This is a genomic window from Larkinella harenae (assembly GCF_054780515.1).
The window spans coordinates 923,836-938,433 of sequence record NZ_BAAGWE010000002.1 but is presented as its reverse complement, the minus strand read 5'-3'; the positions used below and the strand labels follow the sequence as shown (position 1 = coordinate 938,433).

11 protein-coding genes are annotated in these 14,598 nt (G+C 53.1%); 5 read left to right on the top strand and 6 right to left on the bottom strand.

Annotated features, from left to right (window positions below; translation table 11 throughout):
- Positions 1–40: 40 nt before the first annotated feature.
- From ACYVH9_RS15145 to ACYVH9_RS15130, 4 genes are all read right to left on the bottom strand, one after another.
- Entirely contained in the window at positions 41–517 is a 477-nt protein-coding gene (locus tag ACYVH9_RS15145) for a MarR family winged helix-turn-helix transcriptional regulator (protein WP_460637204.1), read from the bottom strand.
- A gap of 205 nt (positions 518–722) precedes the next feature.
- The gene (locus ACYVH9_RS15140; RefSeq protein WP_460637203.1) at positions 723–2,120 is read right to left on the bottom strand and encodes an FGGY-family carbohydrate kinase; all 1,398 of its coding nucleotides are present in this window, start codon (positions 2,118–2,120) and stop codon (positions 723–725) included.
- A gap of 90 nt (positions 2,121–2,210) precedes the next feature.
- A complete protein-coding gene (locus ACYVH9_RS15135) occupies positions 2,211–3,485 on the bottom strand; it encodes a sugar isomerase (protein ID WP_460637202.1) in 1,275 nt (424 codons plus the stop codon).
- 120 nt (positions 3,486–3,605) lie between these two features.
- The gene (locus ACYVH9_RS15130) at positions 3,606–5,741 is read right to left on the bottom strand and encodes a bifunctional aldolase/short-chain dehydrogenase (protein WP_460637201.1); all 2,136 of its coding nucleotides are present in this window, start codon (positions 5,739–5,741) and stop codon (positions 3,606–3,608) included.
- A 253-nt stretch (positions 5,742–5,994) separates the two neighbouring features.
- Between ACYVH9_RS15130 and fdhD the strand changes: the two genes are divergently transcribed.
- The 5 genes from fdhD to ACYVH9_RS15105 all read left to right on the top strand — a co-directional run bounded on the left by fdhD (position 5,995) and on the right by ACYVH9_RS15105 (position 13,257).
- Positions 5,995–6,834 carry a formate dehydrogenase accessory sulfurtransferase FdhD gene (fdhD, locus tag ACYVH9_RS15125; RefSeq protein WP_460637200.1) on the top strand — a complete coding sequence of 280 codons (840 nt, stop codon included), beginning with the start codon at positions 5,995–5,997 and terminating at the stop codon, positions 6,832–6,834.
- A gap of 51 nt (positions 6,835–6,885) precedes the next feature.
- Positions 6,886–9,168, top strand: a complete 2,283-nt coding sequence (locus ACYVH9_RS15120; RefSeq protein ID WP_460637199.1) for an FdhF/YdeP family oxidoreductase — start codon at positions 6,886–6,888, stop codon at positions 9,166–9,168.
- 231 nt (positions 9,169–9,399) lie between these two features.
- Positions 9,400–10,086: an SDR family NAD(P)-dependent oxidoreductase gene (locus ACYVH9_RS15115; protein WP_460637198.1), complete on the top strand. Its 687-nt coding sequence runs from the start codon at positions 9,400–9,402 to the stop codon at positions 10,084–10,086.
- A gap of 49 nt (positions 10,087–10,135) precedes the next feature.
- Positions 10,136–12,706, top strand: coding sequence for a glycoside hydrolase family 95 protein (locus ACYVH9_RS15110; RefSeq protein ID WP_460637197.1), 2,571 nt, complete (start codon positions 10,136–10,138; stop codon positions 12,704–12,706).
- Between the two features lie 113 nt (positions 12,707–12,819).
- Positions 12,820–13,257, top strand: a complete 438-nt coding sequence (locus ACYVH9_RS15105) for a nuclear transport factor 2 family protein (RefSeq protein WP_460637196.1) — start codon at positions 12,820–12,822, stop codon at positions 13,255–13,257.
- 51 nt (positions 13,258–13,308) lie between these two features.
- Here ACYVH9_RS15105 and ACYVH9_RS15100 read toward each other — a convergent pair whose 3' ends face one another.
- Together ACYVH9_RS15100 and ACYVH9_RS15095 are read right to left on the bottom strand one after the other, a co-directional pair.
- Positions 13,309–13,779 carry a YdeI/OmpD-associated family protein gene (locus ACYVH9_RS15100; protein WP_460637195.1) on the bottom strand — a complete coding sequence of 157 codons (471 nt, stop codon included), beginning with the start codon at positions 13,777–13,779 and terminating at the stop codon, positions 13,309–13,311.
- Positions 13,780–13,848: 69 nt separating this feature from the next.
- A complete protein-coding gene (locus ACYVH9_RS15095) occupies positions 13,849–14,595 on the bottom strand; it encodes an SDR family oxidoreductase (protein ID WP_460637194.1) in 747 nt (248 codons plus the stop codon).
- Between the last annotated feature and the right edge of the window lie 3 nt (positions 14,596–14,598).

Here is a 14,598-nt window from a genome sequence, read left to right as displayed (position 1 = left end):
ATGTCAACAGTAGATATGTCAACTATTTCTTCAAAAAAAATCAAGCTTCGATCAGGGCCGTGATTTTCCGTAAAAGCCTTAATAGGGTATCGACTTCTTCGGGTTCGAGTTTACTCGTAACTTCCTGATCAAACTGTTTGGCGGTATCGAGTATCTTGTCGACAATCATTTTTCCGGCTGGTGTCATCTGGATCAGGTTCTTCCGGCGGTCAACATGATCGGGGGTGATTCGTAAGTAACCATCGCGCTCCAGGGTCCGAATTGAACGCTGTATGCCCGATTTGTCTTTTTGTAGGATGTTGGCAATGTCTTGTTGAGACAGCAAACCGTCTACCGAGCAGTTTACCACAAAAAGAACCGGAAGTTGTTCGAGCTGGAGCGAAATTCCGGATTTTGCCAGATCCCGATTCGTTTTCTTGGCAAACATGTGCGAAACATGGGTGATGTTGAACACCACAAGTTTGTCCATCAAACCGACGATCTTTTCCTTTATATCATTTTCTACTTTCGTAATCATGGTCGCAAACTTATAATAGGTTGATATATCAACCAAATATTCTCAAAAAAAGTTTTGCATTTTTTAAGGATACGGTCAGTAGCGGGGATAAACGGTAGTAGCCGCGTTTCCACGGATTTTAGCGCGTGGAAACGCGGCTGAAAAAGAGGTCTTTCAGAACAGAATGGGAAAGCCGGACGATCAGACTGCTGATCTGCAAAAACCATCAAACGGCGTATCGCCCGGCGGTTGCGTAATGTTTCAGTTCAATGGTATCACCGGGAAGCGGTTTGGTGTTCCAGTGGTGGTGAATGGCCAGGGCTGACCCCAACGCCGTGGCTTGCGCCATAGAAGCCGCAAAAACTTCGGTTTGCGGGAATGCAGCCGCCAGCAGGTTCATGTATATTGGGTTTTTGCTAAATCCGCCGTCGACAAAAATGCGCTTGACGGGCGAATTATCCATCACCAGGTTGGTTGAGACCAACTGCTGGGCAACAATGTCCAGCATGAGTTGGTGGTATGCTTCTTCGTAGTTCCGGAAAGCTGCCAGATCACGGTGCCGGAACAGCGACTCCTGGAGAGGAGGAGCTTTCACTTCATCGAACCGGTTATCGGCATTGGGGCGTGATTCGCGCAGGTAGTGGATTGTGTCTGCGTTGTAATCAATCTGTTTGTAATAGTTGTCGGCGGTTTGAAAATGGGCGGCTAATCGCTTCGTCTGCTGCTCGTGTTCATAACCGGCAAATAATCGCGAAGCTTTGACGGGCTGGCCTTTGTAGTGCATGTAACACAGGCAGTCGTACTGCAACTCCTCCGCCGTGAGGGGAACGGTGTTGAATGGGTTCAGGCTGATCGACCAGGTACCGGTTGAAATCAGCACGAACGGTTCCTGGAAAGAGGCCAGGTACGGTATCAGGGCCGCCGAGCTGTCGTGCAAACCTACGCCAACCTTGAGCGGGTGATTGAGCCAGATCGCGTTAAGCACGCTGTCGGACGTAAAAATCGGACCAAAGAGCTTGTCGAGCTTTTCGCTAACAACCCAGTTGTGGTACTCGTTTTGGGTATAATCCCAAAGCATCGTGTGGCAACCAATGCTGGTTACATCGGTTAGCACCTGGCCCGTAAACAAGTAGCTCAAAAACTGGGGCAAATGCAGGGAGTACCAGATCCGGCGGAACAGCTTCGGTTTGTCGTATTTGATTCGGTACAGCATCAGGCCTGAATTCAGACTGTCCAGCGCCGGAGAAGCCGTTTCCATGGCGAGCTTTGCTTCATCTCCGTAGGTATCGTAGAATTTTTTGCGAATGGTCGCCGGATACGGTTTTAGGTAGTTGTAAAGATAGCCAATTGGGCGGCTTTCTTCGTCCAGGTACACAAAGCTGGCGCCGTACGTTGAAAAATTCAGCGCCTTAACCTCAAATTCAGGCAAGGTGAGTACCTCCCGCAACAGCGTTTGTACCCAGTTTGTCAAACGGGTAAGGTCTTCGCAGGAGTCGCCGTCATCATCCACAATATCGGTAAACGGTTCGGATCGTTCCCAGACAATTTCGTACCGCTCGTTGAAAAGAAACAGTTTCTTATTCGTCTTCCCGATGTCAAAGATGGCAATAACTGGCGTTTTCATAAAGTGAAAGAGTAAATGAGCGAAAGAGCGAAAGAGTGGCTGCCGCGTTAATCTGCCGCTCTTTCACTCTTTCATTCGTTCGCTCTTTGATTAAAGACCTGTTGCAATAGTTTTCAGTCCGCGTTCGCCAATGAGTTGCTGGCGAACGTCCAGTTGGCGGAATAAAGCGAGGGGTTGCAGGGCACCACCGGCCCGGCGTCGGGCTTCGGCGACCAGCGGGCGGACGTCTGTGCGGAACGCTTCCTGCAAAATTTCCTGAGCCCGGACCACATCGTTGGCTTCACGGGCTTCTTCCAGCGCGGCCCGGTCGACCAGCAAGGCCTGGGCATACGCTAGTTGAATGGCTTCAACCGATTGCAGCAGATCTTCCAGGGGGTCTTTGACGTTGTGGCTTGCGTCGATCATCCAGCCCAGATCGGTTGCATGATTCATGCCTTTGCTATCCATTCCATCGATCAGTTCATTGAAGATCAGGAAGAGCTGGTAAGGGCGAATGCTGCCCACGGTCAAATCATCGTCGCCGTACTTGGAGTCGTTGAAATGGAAGCCGCCCAGTTTGCCTTCCATCAGCAGCAACGCAACAATCTGTTCGATATTGGCATTGGGCAAATGGTGACCCAGGTCAACCAGGGTGTAGGCTTTTGGGCCGAGCTTGTTGGCAAACAACAGAGAAGAACCCCAGTCGCCAACAGTCATCGAATAAAAATTGGGCTCGAAGGCTTTATATTCCACGAAGACCTTCCAGTCGTCGGGCAGAGCCGCGTAAATTTCCTGCAAACTTTCCAGCGTGCGTTCGAACGCTTTCCGGAAATTTAACTGACCGGGGAAACAGGAACCGTCAGATAGCCAAACCGTTAGTGATTTGGACCCCAGCGCAACACCGTGTTTGATGACCTCAATATTGTGCTCAATCGCCTGTTGCCGAACCGCCCGGTCGACGTGCTGCAACGAGCCAAACTTGTAGCTCAGTGGTTGGTCGGGTTGATCCTGAAACGTGTTAGAGTTCATTGCATCAAACTGCAACCCGTAGCTGGCGGCCAGGCTCTTGATGGCTTCCCCGTCTTTCGGAATATCCCACGGAATATGCAGTGAAATAGCCCCGCTCGACTTGTTCAACGCGTGCAGCAAACCAACATCCTGAATTTTTTCCTCCAGCGAACGGGGTTCGCCACCGCCCGGAAAGCGGCCGAAGCGCGTGCCACCCGTTCCCAGCGCCCAGCTTGGAATGGCAATCTGGAAATCAATCAGTTTCTGGATGATCGTTTCGGCATTGGCGATTTCATCCGTCCAGTAGGAAAGTTTGCGCTGGTGCGCATCCTGAAGCTTGTTGTTATGATCTGCAATCTGATAACCTTCGAGTTGCATACGAGGTTAGGGGTTTAGGGGAGTTGTTACACAGAGTTAATCGGAGTTGATCAGGGTTAATCAGAGAAAAAACCTGGTAACCTCTGATGGTCTCTGATTAACCCTGTGTAACAACTTGTTTTATCTCACAAATGACATCGCTACTCCGCCGTCTACATTCAGGACGTTACCGGTAGATTTGTTCAGCAAACCGCCCACCAGCGCGAAACAAGCATTGGCGATATCATCGGGCAGAATGATTTCGTTCAGTAAGGTCCGTTTGGCGTAGTAAGCCGGCAGTTCTTCCACCGTCACACCGTATGCTTTGGCGCGGCCTTCGGCCCAAGCACCCGCCCAGATTTTACTGTCGGAAATCACCGCATCCGGATTCACTACATTAACCCGAATGTGATCTTTGCCCAATTCAGCGGCATTCAGGCGGCTGAGGTGCAATTGAGCGGCTTTGGCCGAACCGTATCCCGCGTTGTTCGGGCCGGACACCAGCCCGTTCTTGCTGGCAATGTTGATCACGTCGCCACCGAGTTTTTGCTTCCGCATAATTTCGACGCCCTTCTGCGTCACCAGGAACTGGCCTTTCACCAGGACGTCGTACAGCAGATCCCAGTCTTTTTCGGTATGTTCTTCGATCGGTTTCGAGATCGACAGACCAGCGCAGTTGACCACAATGTCAACCCCGCCGAACGATACCGCAGCCGCGTCAAACGCCTTGCTGATGGTGTCGGCACTGGTTACATCCAGCGTGGCCGCCGTGTGCGTATCCCGGCCGTATTGCTGGCGGAATTCGTCATCAGCACCTTTTAGCCGTTCGGGGTCGTTATCGTTAATGACCACCACCGCACCTTCGGCCACAAATTTCTTGGCGATGGCTTTGCCGATACCGCCCGCGCTGCCGGTGATCAGGGCAATCTTGCCCGACAACGGTTTGGGTTTCGGCATCCGTTGCAGTTTTGCTTCTTCCAGCAGCCAGTATTCAATATCAAACGCTTCCTGACGGGGCAGCGAGGTGTATTCCGAAATAGCTTCGGCACCCTTCATCACGTTAATGGCATTGGTGTAAAACTCAGCCGCCACACGTGCCGTCTGCTTGTCTTTGGCAAAAGCAAACATGCCCACGCCCGGCCACAGAATCACCACCGGGTTTTTGTCGCGGATGGCGGGGCTGTTCGGGTGTTTGCAGGTTTCGTAATAGTCTTCGTACATCGCCCGGTACGCTTCAAAAGCCGGGGTCAGTTTTTCCTGAATTGCTTTGGTATCCGTCACGTCTTCGTCCGGTTTCAGATCGAGCACGAGCGGGCTGATTTTGGTCCGCAGGAAGTGGTCGGGGCAGGAGGTGCCGAGCGGAGCCAGCCGATCGAGGTCGTTGGAGTTGATGAATTCCAGCACCCGTTCATCGTCCGTGAAGTGGCCGATCATCGACGTTCTGTTCGAGCAGAAACCGCGCAGCACCGGCGCCAGTGTAGCGGCCTGTTGCAGACGGGCTTCTTTCTCGAGACTCTCCAGTTTGGCTCCGCCAAAAACCGGACGGTTTTTACCGTAGTTTTCTTCCAGGTATTCTGCGCAACGCTCAATGACTTCCAGCGTATTGATGTAGCTTTCGTACGCCGTATCGCCCCAGGTGAACAAACCGTGCGAGCCCAGCATGATGCCCCGGATGCCGGGGTTCTGCTCCAGGCATTCGGCCAGCTTCAGCCCCAGATCGAAGCCCGGACGTTGCCAGTCAACCCAGCCGATGGTACCGTTGAACAACTCCTGCGTAATTTTTTTACCATCTTTAGCGGCTGCAATGGCAATGGCCGCATCCGGGTGCAGGTGGTCGATGTGCGCAAACGGCAGAAAACCGTGCAGGGGCGTATCAATCGATGGCGCTTTGGACGACAGATCGAAAATGCAGTGGTTGAACAACTCGACCATCTCATCTTCGAATTCGATACCCCGGTAGATATTTTTCAGACTCCGCAACCGGTCGACGTACAGGGCCGCCAAACCGCTACGCTTCATCGTACCCAGGTCGCCACCCGATCCTTTGATCCACATCACTTCGGTTTCTTTGCCCGTCAGTGGATCTTTCGCCACGGTTTTGCAGGACGTGTTTCCTCCACCGTAATTGGTCAGCCGGAGGTCGGCTCCTAAGAGGTTGGAACGATAGATAAGGAGGGCCACTTCGTCACCGGCCAGTTCGGCGGCTTTGGCTTCGTCCCACAAATAACTTACATGACGAAACTCGTTCGCCTGCCGTGTGTTGTTCGTACTGAGCATATCGAATTGATGTCGGAACGCCGACGCGATTGATTCTTCTGAGCGTTATATCGAATCCTATAAGATGATTTTATCGAACTTATACCCAAAGATAAAGGCGAATCATAGGCTGACTTTCATGTACTGTCCTATTTTGTGCACGAAAAATTATTTTTATGACGGTTAATTCCGTTATTGTATTGAGTTCCACCATCATTCAGACGCGGGTAAACTCTTTTTTACAAACGGAGTTTTTAGTATAAATCATACAATTATGCAGGCCGTCTCCCCCGTAACGCTCCATAAAATCACCCAAGATGCTGAGCCACAGGAAGCCGCTGATTTGCTGGCGGTGGAAGAACCGCTGGAAATCCGGCTGGGGTACGGACCGCTCAATGACCGACAGCAGCGCAGCGTAGCCGTTACCATGCGAACGCCGGGGCACGATGAAGAACTGGCCCTGGGGTTTCTTTTTACCGAATCCATCGTCCAAAAACCGTCTCAGATCGTATCGATTCGACATTGTGTTACCGATTCCGAAAAGAAAGGAAACGTGCTGCGGGTGGAACTGCAACCGGACGTCGACGTTGACTGGCACCGGCTCGAACGGCACAGCTATACGGCATCCAGTTGTGGTATCTGCGGCAAAGCGTCGATTGAAGCCGTACAGACGGTTTGTTCAGGGCCGTTACCCGGCGATTTTTCGGTGGATTCGGCCGTGATCCACGGGTTACCCGAAAAACTTCGGCAGGCACAGCGGGCTTTTGCTCACACGGGCGGGCTGCACGCAGCGGCCCTGTTTGACGAAGCGGGAGCGTTGCTACTGGTCCGGGAAGACATTGGCCGGCATAATGCGCTGGACAAACTCATCGGGGCGGCTTTCTGGCAAAATTGGTTGCCCCTGAGCCGGTTTGGTGTGTTGGTTAGTGGGCGCGTGGCCTTCGAACTGGTGCAAAAATGCTGGATGGCGGGCGTGCCGTTGCTGGCGGCTGTGGGCGCGCCATCGAGCCTGGCCGTTGAACTGGCCCAGGAAGCGGGTATCACCCTGCTCGGTTTTGTTCGCGACAATCGGTACAATCAGTATACGCTTTTACCTACCCGTGTTCATTCCTGAAGAAGCCCGGCTGCTACCCAGCCGACCCTTTTTTTCCAGACCACAAACTTGATGAAACTTGCTCCTGATACCTTAACGGGCTTAAAAATTACCAAGCCCACCGAAACCGCTGCTGGCCTGACAGCCATCACTCAATCGTTTCGCCATGTTTTTCGCAATACAGAATTGGTGCGGGGGTGGAAAGCACTGATTGAGTTGAATCAGAAAGACGGGTACGACTGCCCAAGCTGTGCCTGGCCTGACCCCGACGGTCATCGATCTTCTATTGCCGAATACTGTGAAAGCGGGGCCAAAGCCGTCGCCGACGAGGTCATGACCCGGCACACGGCCTCTCCGGTTTTGTTTCAGCGTTACGCTGTGCAGGAACTGCTCCAAAAAGACGATTTCTGGCTCGGGCAGCAAGGCCGGTTGACGCAACCGCTGGTGATTCGGAAAGGACAAACACACTATGAAGCGATCAGTTGGGACGATGCTTTTCAACTAATTGCTGACGAGCTGAACGCGCTTGATTCGCCCAACGAAGCCGCGTTTTATACCTCCGGCCGGACCAGCAACGAAGCGGCTTTTCTGTACCAGCTTTTCGTGCGGCAGTTCGGAACAAACAACCTGCCCGACTGCTCCAACATGTGTCACGAATCGACCTCGGTGGCGCTGGCCGAAACCATCGGTCTGGGTAAGGCTTCGATTGTTTACGAGGATTTGGAAAAAGCCGAAGTGATCATGATCATGGGGCAAAATCCGGGCACCAACGCTCCGCGTATGCTGACTCCATTGGAACAGGCCAAGCGCAACGGAGCAACCATCATCGCCGTCAATCCGCTGATCGAGACGGGGTTGTTGGCTTTTAAATACCCGCAAAGTCCCCGTGACATGATCCTGGGTGGGCAGAAACTAACCGATCTGTACCTGCAAATCCGGATCAACTCGGACCTGGCTTTTTTGAAGGCGATTTGCAAGCTCCTGCTGGAGGAAGAAAAGAAAACGCCGGGGCTGGTGATTAATGCACCGTTTATCGAAAAATACACCTCGGGTTACGACGACTTTGTCAACAGCCTGGAGCACTTCGACCTGAGCGACCTGGTGGGGCAAACCGGCCTGTCGCTGGAAGAGGTTCAACAGGCGGTGGATGCCATCAAACACAAAAAGAAAATCATTATTTGCTGGGCGATGGGGCTCACGCAGCACCGCAATTCCGTTCAGACGATCAACGAGGTTATTAACCTGCTGTTGATGAAAGGTAGTATTGGCATTGAAGGGGGCGGGGCCGCTCCAATTCGGGGGCACAGCAATGTGCAGGGCGACCGGACGATGGGCATCTGGGAAAGGCCAAAACCCGAGTTTCTGGATAAATTGAAAACCGTCTTTGGTTTTGAGCCGCCCCGCGAGCACGGTTTTAGTGCGGTTGATGCCGTGCAGGCCATGCACGAGGGGCGAGCCAAGGTTTTCGTTGGGATGGGCGGGAATTTTCTGATGGCGGTTTCGGATACAAATTACACCGCCGAAGCGCTCCAGAAATGTCGGTTGACCGTTCATGTTTCAACCAAACTAAATCGCAGTCACCTGATTCACGGCGAAACGGCGCTGATTTTGCCCTGTCTGGCGCGCTCCGACCGCGACACCCAGGCATCAGGCGATCAGTTTGTGACAACCGAAGCCACCACCGGTGTGGTGCAGCAATCGCACGGAACGTTGGAACCGGTTTCCCGGCATCTGAAAAGCGAACCGGCAATCGTGGCGGAGCTGGCTAAAGCGGTTTTTCGGGGGCGGCCAAATACCGTCAATTGGGACAAGCTGATGGGCAACTACGACCACATCCGCGATTTGATCGAACAGGTTGTCCCCGGTTTTGACCAATACAATGAGCGCGTCCGGAAACCGGGCGGTTTTTACCTGCCCAATGGTCCCCGCGAACGGAAATTTACGACCAAAGATGGCAAAGCACACTTCTCGGTGAACGTGCCCGAGAAGCACGCACTACAACCCGATGAATTGCTGCTGATGACCATCCGGAGTCATGATCAGTTCAATACAACGGTCTATGGTCTTGATGACCGCTACCGGGGAATTCACAACGAGCGACGGATTGTGTTTATGCACACCGACGACATTGCGCAACGGGGCCTGAAACCGCAGCAGGTGGTGAACCTGCAAAGCCGGTACGAAGGAAAAGTCCGGAAGGCCGAACGGTTTCTGGTGGTTCCTTACAATATTCCGCGTGGCTGTGCCGCGGCTTATTTTCCGGAAACCAACGTGCTGTTGCCGCTCAACCACATGGCCGAAGGTAGTCTGACGCCCACGTCCAAGTCAATTGTCGTTACGGTGATTCCGGCCTGAGTAAGCTGGAAAAGTGACGGGTAAATAGGGACGAACGGTTTGGTCTCGGTTCTCCGTATCGGACTCCACCGAAGCGAGAGCCGGGACCGGTAGAAGAGTCAATTTTCTGCTGAAACCGGGTCGGCCAAATGTATTAACGGTTTGTTTGGCCGGGACGCTAACCACAAAGGTCTGGTTTTTTATTTGGCGAGAAGTCCGTTATTTTGAGCTTTCACCCATTATCCGAAGCACATGTCTACCGTTTTATTGACCGGCGGAGCCGGTGGGCTAGGGCGCTCCATTACGCAAAACCTTTTGAACAACGGGCACAACGTTGTGGCAACCCTCGAACCCGGTGGGCGTTCGCTCGAACCACAATCCAATCTGGTTACGCACGAACTGAACTTAACTGACGAAGCCGGTTGCCGGTCGCTGGTGGAGCAAGTGACGGCCGACTACGGAAGCATCGATGCTGCGGTTTTATTGGTGGGCGGTTTTGCAATGGGTTCATTGGAAGAAACGGATTTTTCGGCCATCGACCACATGATCCGCCTGAATTTTCAGACAACGTATCAGATGGCCCGCCCGGTTTTTGATCAGATGAGCCGGCAACCGGACGGCGGACGGCTGGTGCTGGTGGGGGCTCGTCCGGCGCTCGTGTCATCGGCGGGGCAACACATGGTGGCCTACGCTTTATCGAAAGCGCTGGTCATTCAGTTGTCCGAAATTCTCAACGCTGCCGGAAAGAATAAGAATGTTGTTTCAACGGTTCTGGTACCGAGCGTCATCGATACGCCCGCCAACCGGGAAGCCATGCCGGATGCCAATCCTTCCGATTGGGTTAGCCCCGATGACATTGCCAAATTGGTGGATTTTGTAACCTTCGGAGCCGGAAAGATGCTGCGGGAGCCAATTTTGAAAGTATATAACAAAGCATGAGCGTGCGCGCGATGCAAGTAATTCTGTTGATCTGGCCGCTTTTATAATCATGCATTTTATTCGAACGCGTACCTTGTTATTCCTGATCCGGAAAACGATTGGCATTAGTCTGCTCGGACTGACGGTTTTTCCGGTTATTGCCCAAAAAACAGCCCCGATCTGGTACCGCCAGCCCGCCCGAAACTGGAATGAAGCGTTGCCGGTGGGGAACGGCCGACTGGGTGCTATGGTGTTTGGACGGGTGACGGATGAGTTGATTCAGCTGAACGAATCGTCGCTCTGGTCGGGCGGGCCGGTCAACCGCAACCCCAACCCCGGCGCGGCCAACTACCTGCCCCAAATCCGAGAAGCCCTTTTTCGGGAAGATTATGCCAAGGCGGCTACGCTAACGCAGCAAGTACAGGGCTTGTATACCGAAGCCTACCAGCCGCTGGGAGATCTGGTATTGAAACAAAACGTGACGGGTGCGCCCACGGAGTATACCCGGGAGCTGGACATCACAAACGCCAGCACAACCACCCGTTTCCGATCCGATGGCGTCACCTACACCCGCGAAATTTTTGCTTCGGCACCGGATGAAGTCATTGTGCTGCGTCTGACGGCCAGTAAAAAAGGGGCACTCAACGTGACAGCCGCGGTGCGGAGTGTTCACCCAATTACAAAAACCGTGTCCGGACGCGATGGCGTAATTGTTCGCGGAAAAGCACCGGCGCACGCTGACCCCAATTATGTCAATTACAATGCGCAACCAGTCAGCTATAATGACCCAACGGGCTGCCGGGGCATGCGGTTCGATTGGCGTGTAAAGGTCCGTTCGACCGATGGAACGGTTTCGGCCGACACCGCTGGCATCCGGATTCAGAACGCGACCGAAGCGGTTTTGCTGCTGACGGCGGCCACGAGTTTCAACGGTTTCGATAAATGCCCGGATCGTGACGGACGGGATGAAAAGCAACTGGCCGATAAGTACCTGAAAAAAGCCCTGACCAAAACCGTTGCTGTACTTCGGCGGGATCACGTGGCGGATTACAACCGGTTTTTCAAACGGATGACGTTTTCGCTGGGCGCGTCGCCAGCGCTTACTTTGCCGATGGACGAACGGCTGAAACGCTACGCGGAGGGCGGGGCTGACCCCGAACTGGAAGCGTTGTATTTTCAGTTCGGTCGGTATTTGTTGATCTCAAGTTCGCGGCCCGGTGGCATACCGGCCAACTTGCAGGGGCTTTGGAACCCGATGGTTCGCCCACCCTGGAGCAGTAACTACACCACCAACATCAATACCGAAATGAATTATTGGCCGGCAGAAATGGTCAATCTGTCGGAATTGCATCAACCGCTGCTGGACTGGATTGGTTATATGGCAGTCACCGGTCGTGAAACCACGAAGAACTTTTACAACGCCCGCGGCTGGACCGTTCACCACAACTCCGATCTCTGGGCAACCAGCAATCCGGTGGGCGACAAAGGCAAAGGCAGTCCGTCGTGGGCCAACTGGGCCGTGGGCGGTCCCTGGCTCTGTCAGCATCTGTACGACCACTATCTTTATACCGGCAATCAGAAATACCTGCGCGACTACGCGTATCCGCTGATGAAAGACGCTGCCTTGTTTTGCCTCGACTGGCTGGTGGAAGACAAGCAGGGACGGTTGGTAACCGCACCGGCAACCTCTCCCGAGAACGTTTTTATCACCGATCAGGGTGTCAAGCAATCGGTTTCGGTGGCCACCACGATGGATATGGGCCTGATCTGGGATTTGTTTTCCAATGTCATTCAGGCGTCGTCTCAGTTGGGCGTGGATGCGGATTTTCGCAACGAGTTGGCGGCAAAAAAAAGCAAGTTATTTCCGTTGCAGATCGGGAAAAAAGGCAATTTGCAGGAGTGGTATAAAGACTGGGAAGACGAAGACCCGCAGCACCGTCATGTTTCGCACCTGTACGTGTTGCATCCGGGCCGGGAAGTTTCTCCGTTGACAACACCAACGTTGGCCGATGCTGCCCGCAAAACGCTCGAAATCCGGGGTGATGGCGGAACGGGCTGGAGCAAGTCCTGGAAAATTAACTTCTGGGCGCGGCTGCACGATGGCAATCATGCCTACAAACTGCTGCGCGAATTGCTGAAACTGACCGGTATGGAGGGCACCGATTATGCCAAAGGGGGAGGCACGTATCCGAATCTTTTCTGTGCTCATCCACCGTTCCAGATCGACGGAAATTTTGGTGGTACGTCGGGCATTGGCGAAATGCTGCTGCAAAGCCACGACGGGTTGTTGAACCTGCTGCCCGCCCGGCCCGATGCCTGGGCCACGGGCGAGGTGAAAGGACTGAAAGCGCGGGGTGGTTTCGAACTGGACCTCAGCTGGAAAGCCGGAAAGCTAACCCGTGTGGCTGTTCGTTCGGCGCTGGGCGGCAACTGTCGGTTGCGGGTGACGAACGCACTGAAAGGCGATGGAAAAACCCGTCTGCAAACCGCCAGCGGTAAGAATACGAACCCTTTTTACCAGCAGCCGGAAAACCAATTCCAAACCGCTACACCGGAAACGCCCGCCAACGGCGTCTGGCTGTACGACCTGGCCACCGAATCCGGTAAGGAATATGTATTGGTATTGCTGGAAACTAACTAATTTTTAGACAAGAGAGGCCGGTAAAGGTATCGTACGAAATCTTTATTCGCTTTTCTCAATGGTCCGCCGTTGCGGCTCTATCTATCCTTTTATCAATTCAAATTCAGTTACTTATGAAAATCCTGAGAAGCCTCATTCTGTTGTTGCTTGTTACCGGAACTGTGATGGCGACCGAGCCTGTCAAAAAAGATGAAAAACAGGCGGTGGAACAAGCCGTTGAAAAATTGCGGAAAGCCATCGTCGATGCCGATAAAACCGTTCTGGAATCCATCACGACCGATCAGCTGACGTATGGGCACTCCAACGGTTTGGTGGAGGATAAAGCGGCTTTTGTCAAAGCATTAACAAGCGGTGAGTCGGATTTTACATCCATTGATTTAACGGAACAAACCGTGACGGTGGTGGATAATGCGGCCTGGGTGCGCCACAAGCTGGCGGGAAACACGAATAACAAGGGCGTTCCCGGCACGGCCAAACTAGCGGTTTTGATGGTCTGGGTAAAACAAAAAGGCGAGTGGAAACTGCTGGCTCGTCAGGCGGTGAAAATTTAATGGTGTAGGGTATACGGTTTTCGGTTGTAAACCGAAAACCGTATACCAATTTTAGATCTTCTGCCTTTTCAACAAGCGTTCTATGGTTTGAGCCATGCGCTCTATTTTGGCATCGTCGCTTTTCACCGCATCAATCCAGTCGATATAAGCCTTTTGCTCGTCAGCTGTAGCGTTGAGAAAAGCCCGCTGGGCAGCGGGTTCATCTTCCAGGCAGATCAGCAGGTCTTTCCGGGTGTCCACCGGTAGCTGTTCGGGATACAGCGTAATGTGTACCCAATCCCCTTCCTGTTTGCCAATTTGCTTCCGAATTTCGGTCTTGACCGCCAGGAACAGTCTACCGTTTCCCATCGGCATCAACTGCGCGCTTTTGATCTCGTAATCATCAATTAGGCCCCTGACCTTTACCCAGTTGAAGTAAGCTTTTTTGTCCGGCGAAACTTCGGGTAGTTCGGCATAGGTCCAGCCCCCTTTGCCCGGAAATTTCTTCAGCCGGTACGGCCCGTCGACCAACGGTTTTTCCATGACGATGCAGGTAATATAGCCTCAAAGATAGGAACAAACCGGGGTCGGAAAACGGCAACGTAACTTCTTTTATCGACCGTTATTCAACGTGAGCAAAGCATCGGCGGGCGACGATAGAAAGAGCTTGTACAGGTTCACCGTATTACCAACATGAATCTCGAACGTATCGGTTTCAAGCCCCTGGAGCAATGCTTCGGCTACGAGAGTAGGTGAAATACCGTTGGCGCCACCAATCTCCTGCGAGAAGTCGGTATTGACCAGCGGAGGCATCAATTCGAATACTTTGATGGAGGTATCTTTTGCCAGCGTGTAGCGCAGTGCCTGGGTATAAGAGTGCAGCGCGGCTTTGCTGGCCGAGTACGTTGCCGTCAGCGAACCGGGCACAAAAGCGACAATGGACGAGACGTTGACCAAAGCCGCTTCGGGTTGCTGTTTCAGCAGAGGAAGAAGTTTTTCCGTCAGCCCTATAATGGCGAGGTAGTTGGTCGTAATTTCTTCCGTGGCTTTCGCCATCGCGTTGATGCCGTCGGTGGACAGGGTATAGGCAAAAGCCCGTCCGGCGTTGTTGACAACCAGATTCAGTGTCGGAAAATACTGCTGAAGTTGGGTGACCAACCGATCGACATCGGCTGGCTGGCTGACATCAGACACGATCCCCGAGGTGTTGGGGAGTTGGGCCACCGCCCGTTGCAGTCGGTCGGCATCGCGGCCCGTGATAATGACCTGATTGCCCTGTTGAGCAAAAAGTCTGGCGATTTCGAAACCGATTCCGGCGCTTCCACCCGTGATCAAAACGGTGTTGTGTTTCGTTTTCATTTT

Coding starts and splice junctions, on each gene's coding strand:
- ACYVH9_RS15145 (WP_460637204.1), bottom strand. CDS start 517: ATGATTACGAAAGTAGAAAATGATATAAAGGAAAAGATCGTCGGTTTG.
- ACYVH9_RS15140 (WP_460637203.1), bottom strand. CDS start 2,120: ATGAAAACGCCAGTTATTGCCATCTTTGACATCGGGAAGACGAATAAG.
- ACYVH9_RS15135 (WP_460637202.1), bottom strand. CDS start 3,485: ATGCAACTCGAAGGTTATCAGATTGCAGATCATAACAACAAGCTTCAG.
- ACYVH9_RS15130 (WP_460637201.1), bottom strand. CDS start 5,741: ATGCTCAGTACGAACAACACACGGCAGGCGAACGAGTTTCGTCATGTA.
- fdhD (WP_460637200.1), top strand. CDS start 5,995: ATGCAGGCCGTCTCCCCCGTAACGCTCCATAAAATCACCCAAGATGCT.
- ACYVH9_RS15120 (WP_460637199.1), top strand. CDS start 6,886: ATGAAACTTGCTCCTGATACCTTAACGGGCTTAAAAATTACCAAGCCC.
- ACYVH9_RS15115 (WP_460637198.1), top strand. CDS start 9,400: ATGTCTACCGTTTTATTGACCGGCGGAGCCGGTGGGCTAGGGCGCTCC.
- ACYVH9_RS15110 (WP_460637197.1), top strand. CDS start 10,136: ATGCATTTTATTCGAACGCGTACCTTGTTATTCCTGATCCGGAAAACG.
- ACYVH9_RS15105 (WP_460637196.1), top strand. CDS start 12,820: ATGAAAATCCTGAGAAGCCTCATTCTGTTGTTGCTTGTTACCGGAACT.
- ACYVH9_RS15100 (WP_460637195.1), bottom strand. CDS start 13,779: ATGGAAAAACCGTTGGTCGACGGGCCGTACCGGCTGAAGAAATTTCCG.
- ACYVH9_RS15095 (WP_460637194.1), bottom strand. CDS start 14,595: ATGAAAACGAAACACAACACCGTTTTGATCACGGGTGGAAGCGCCGGA.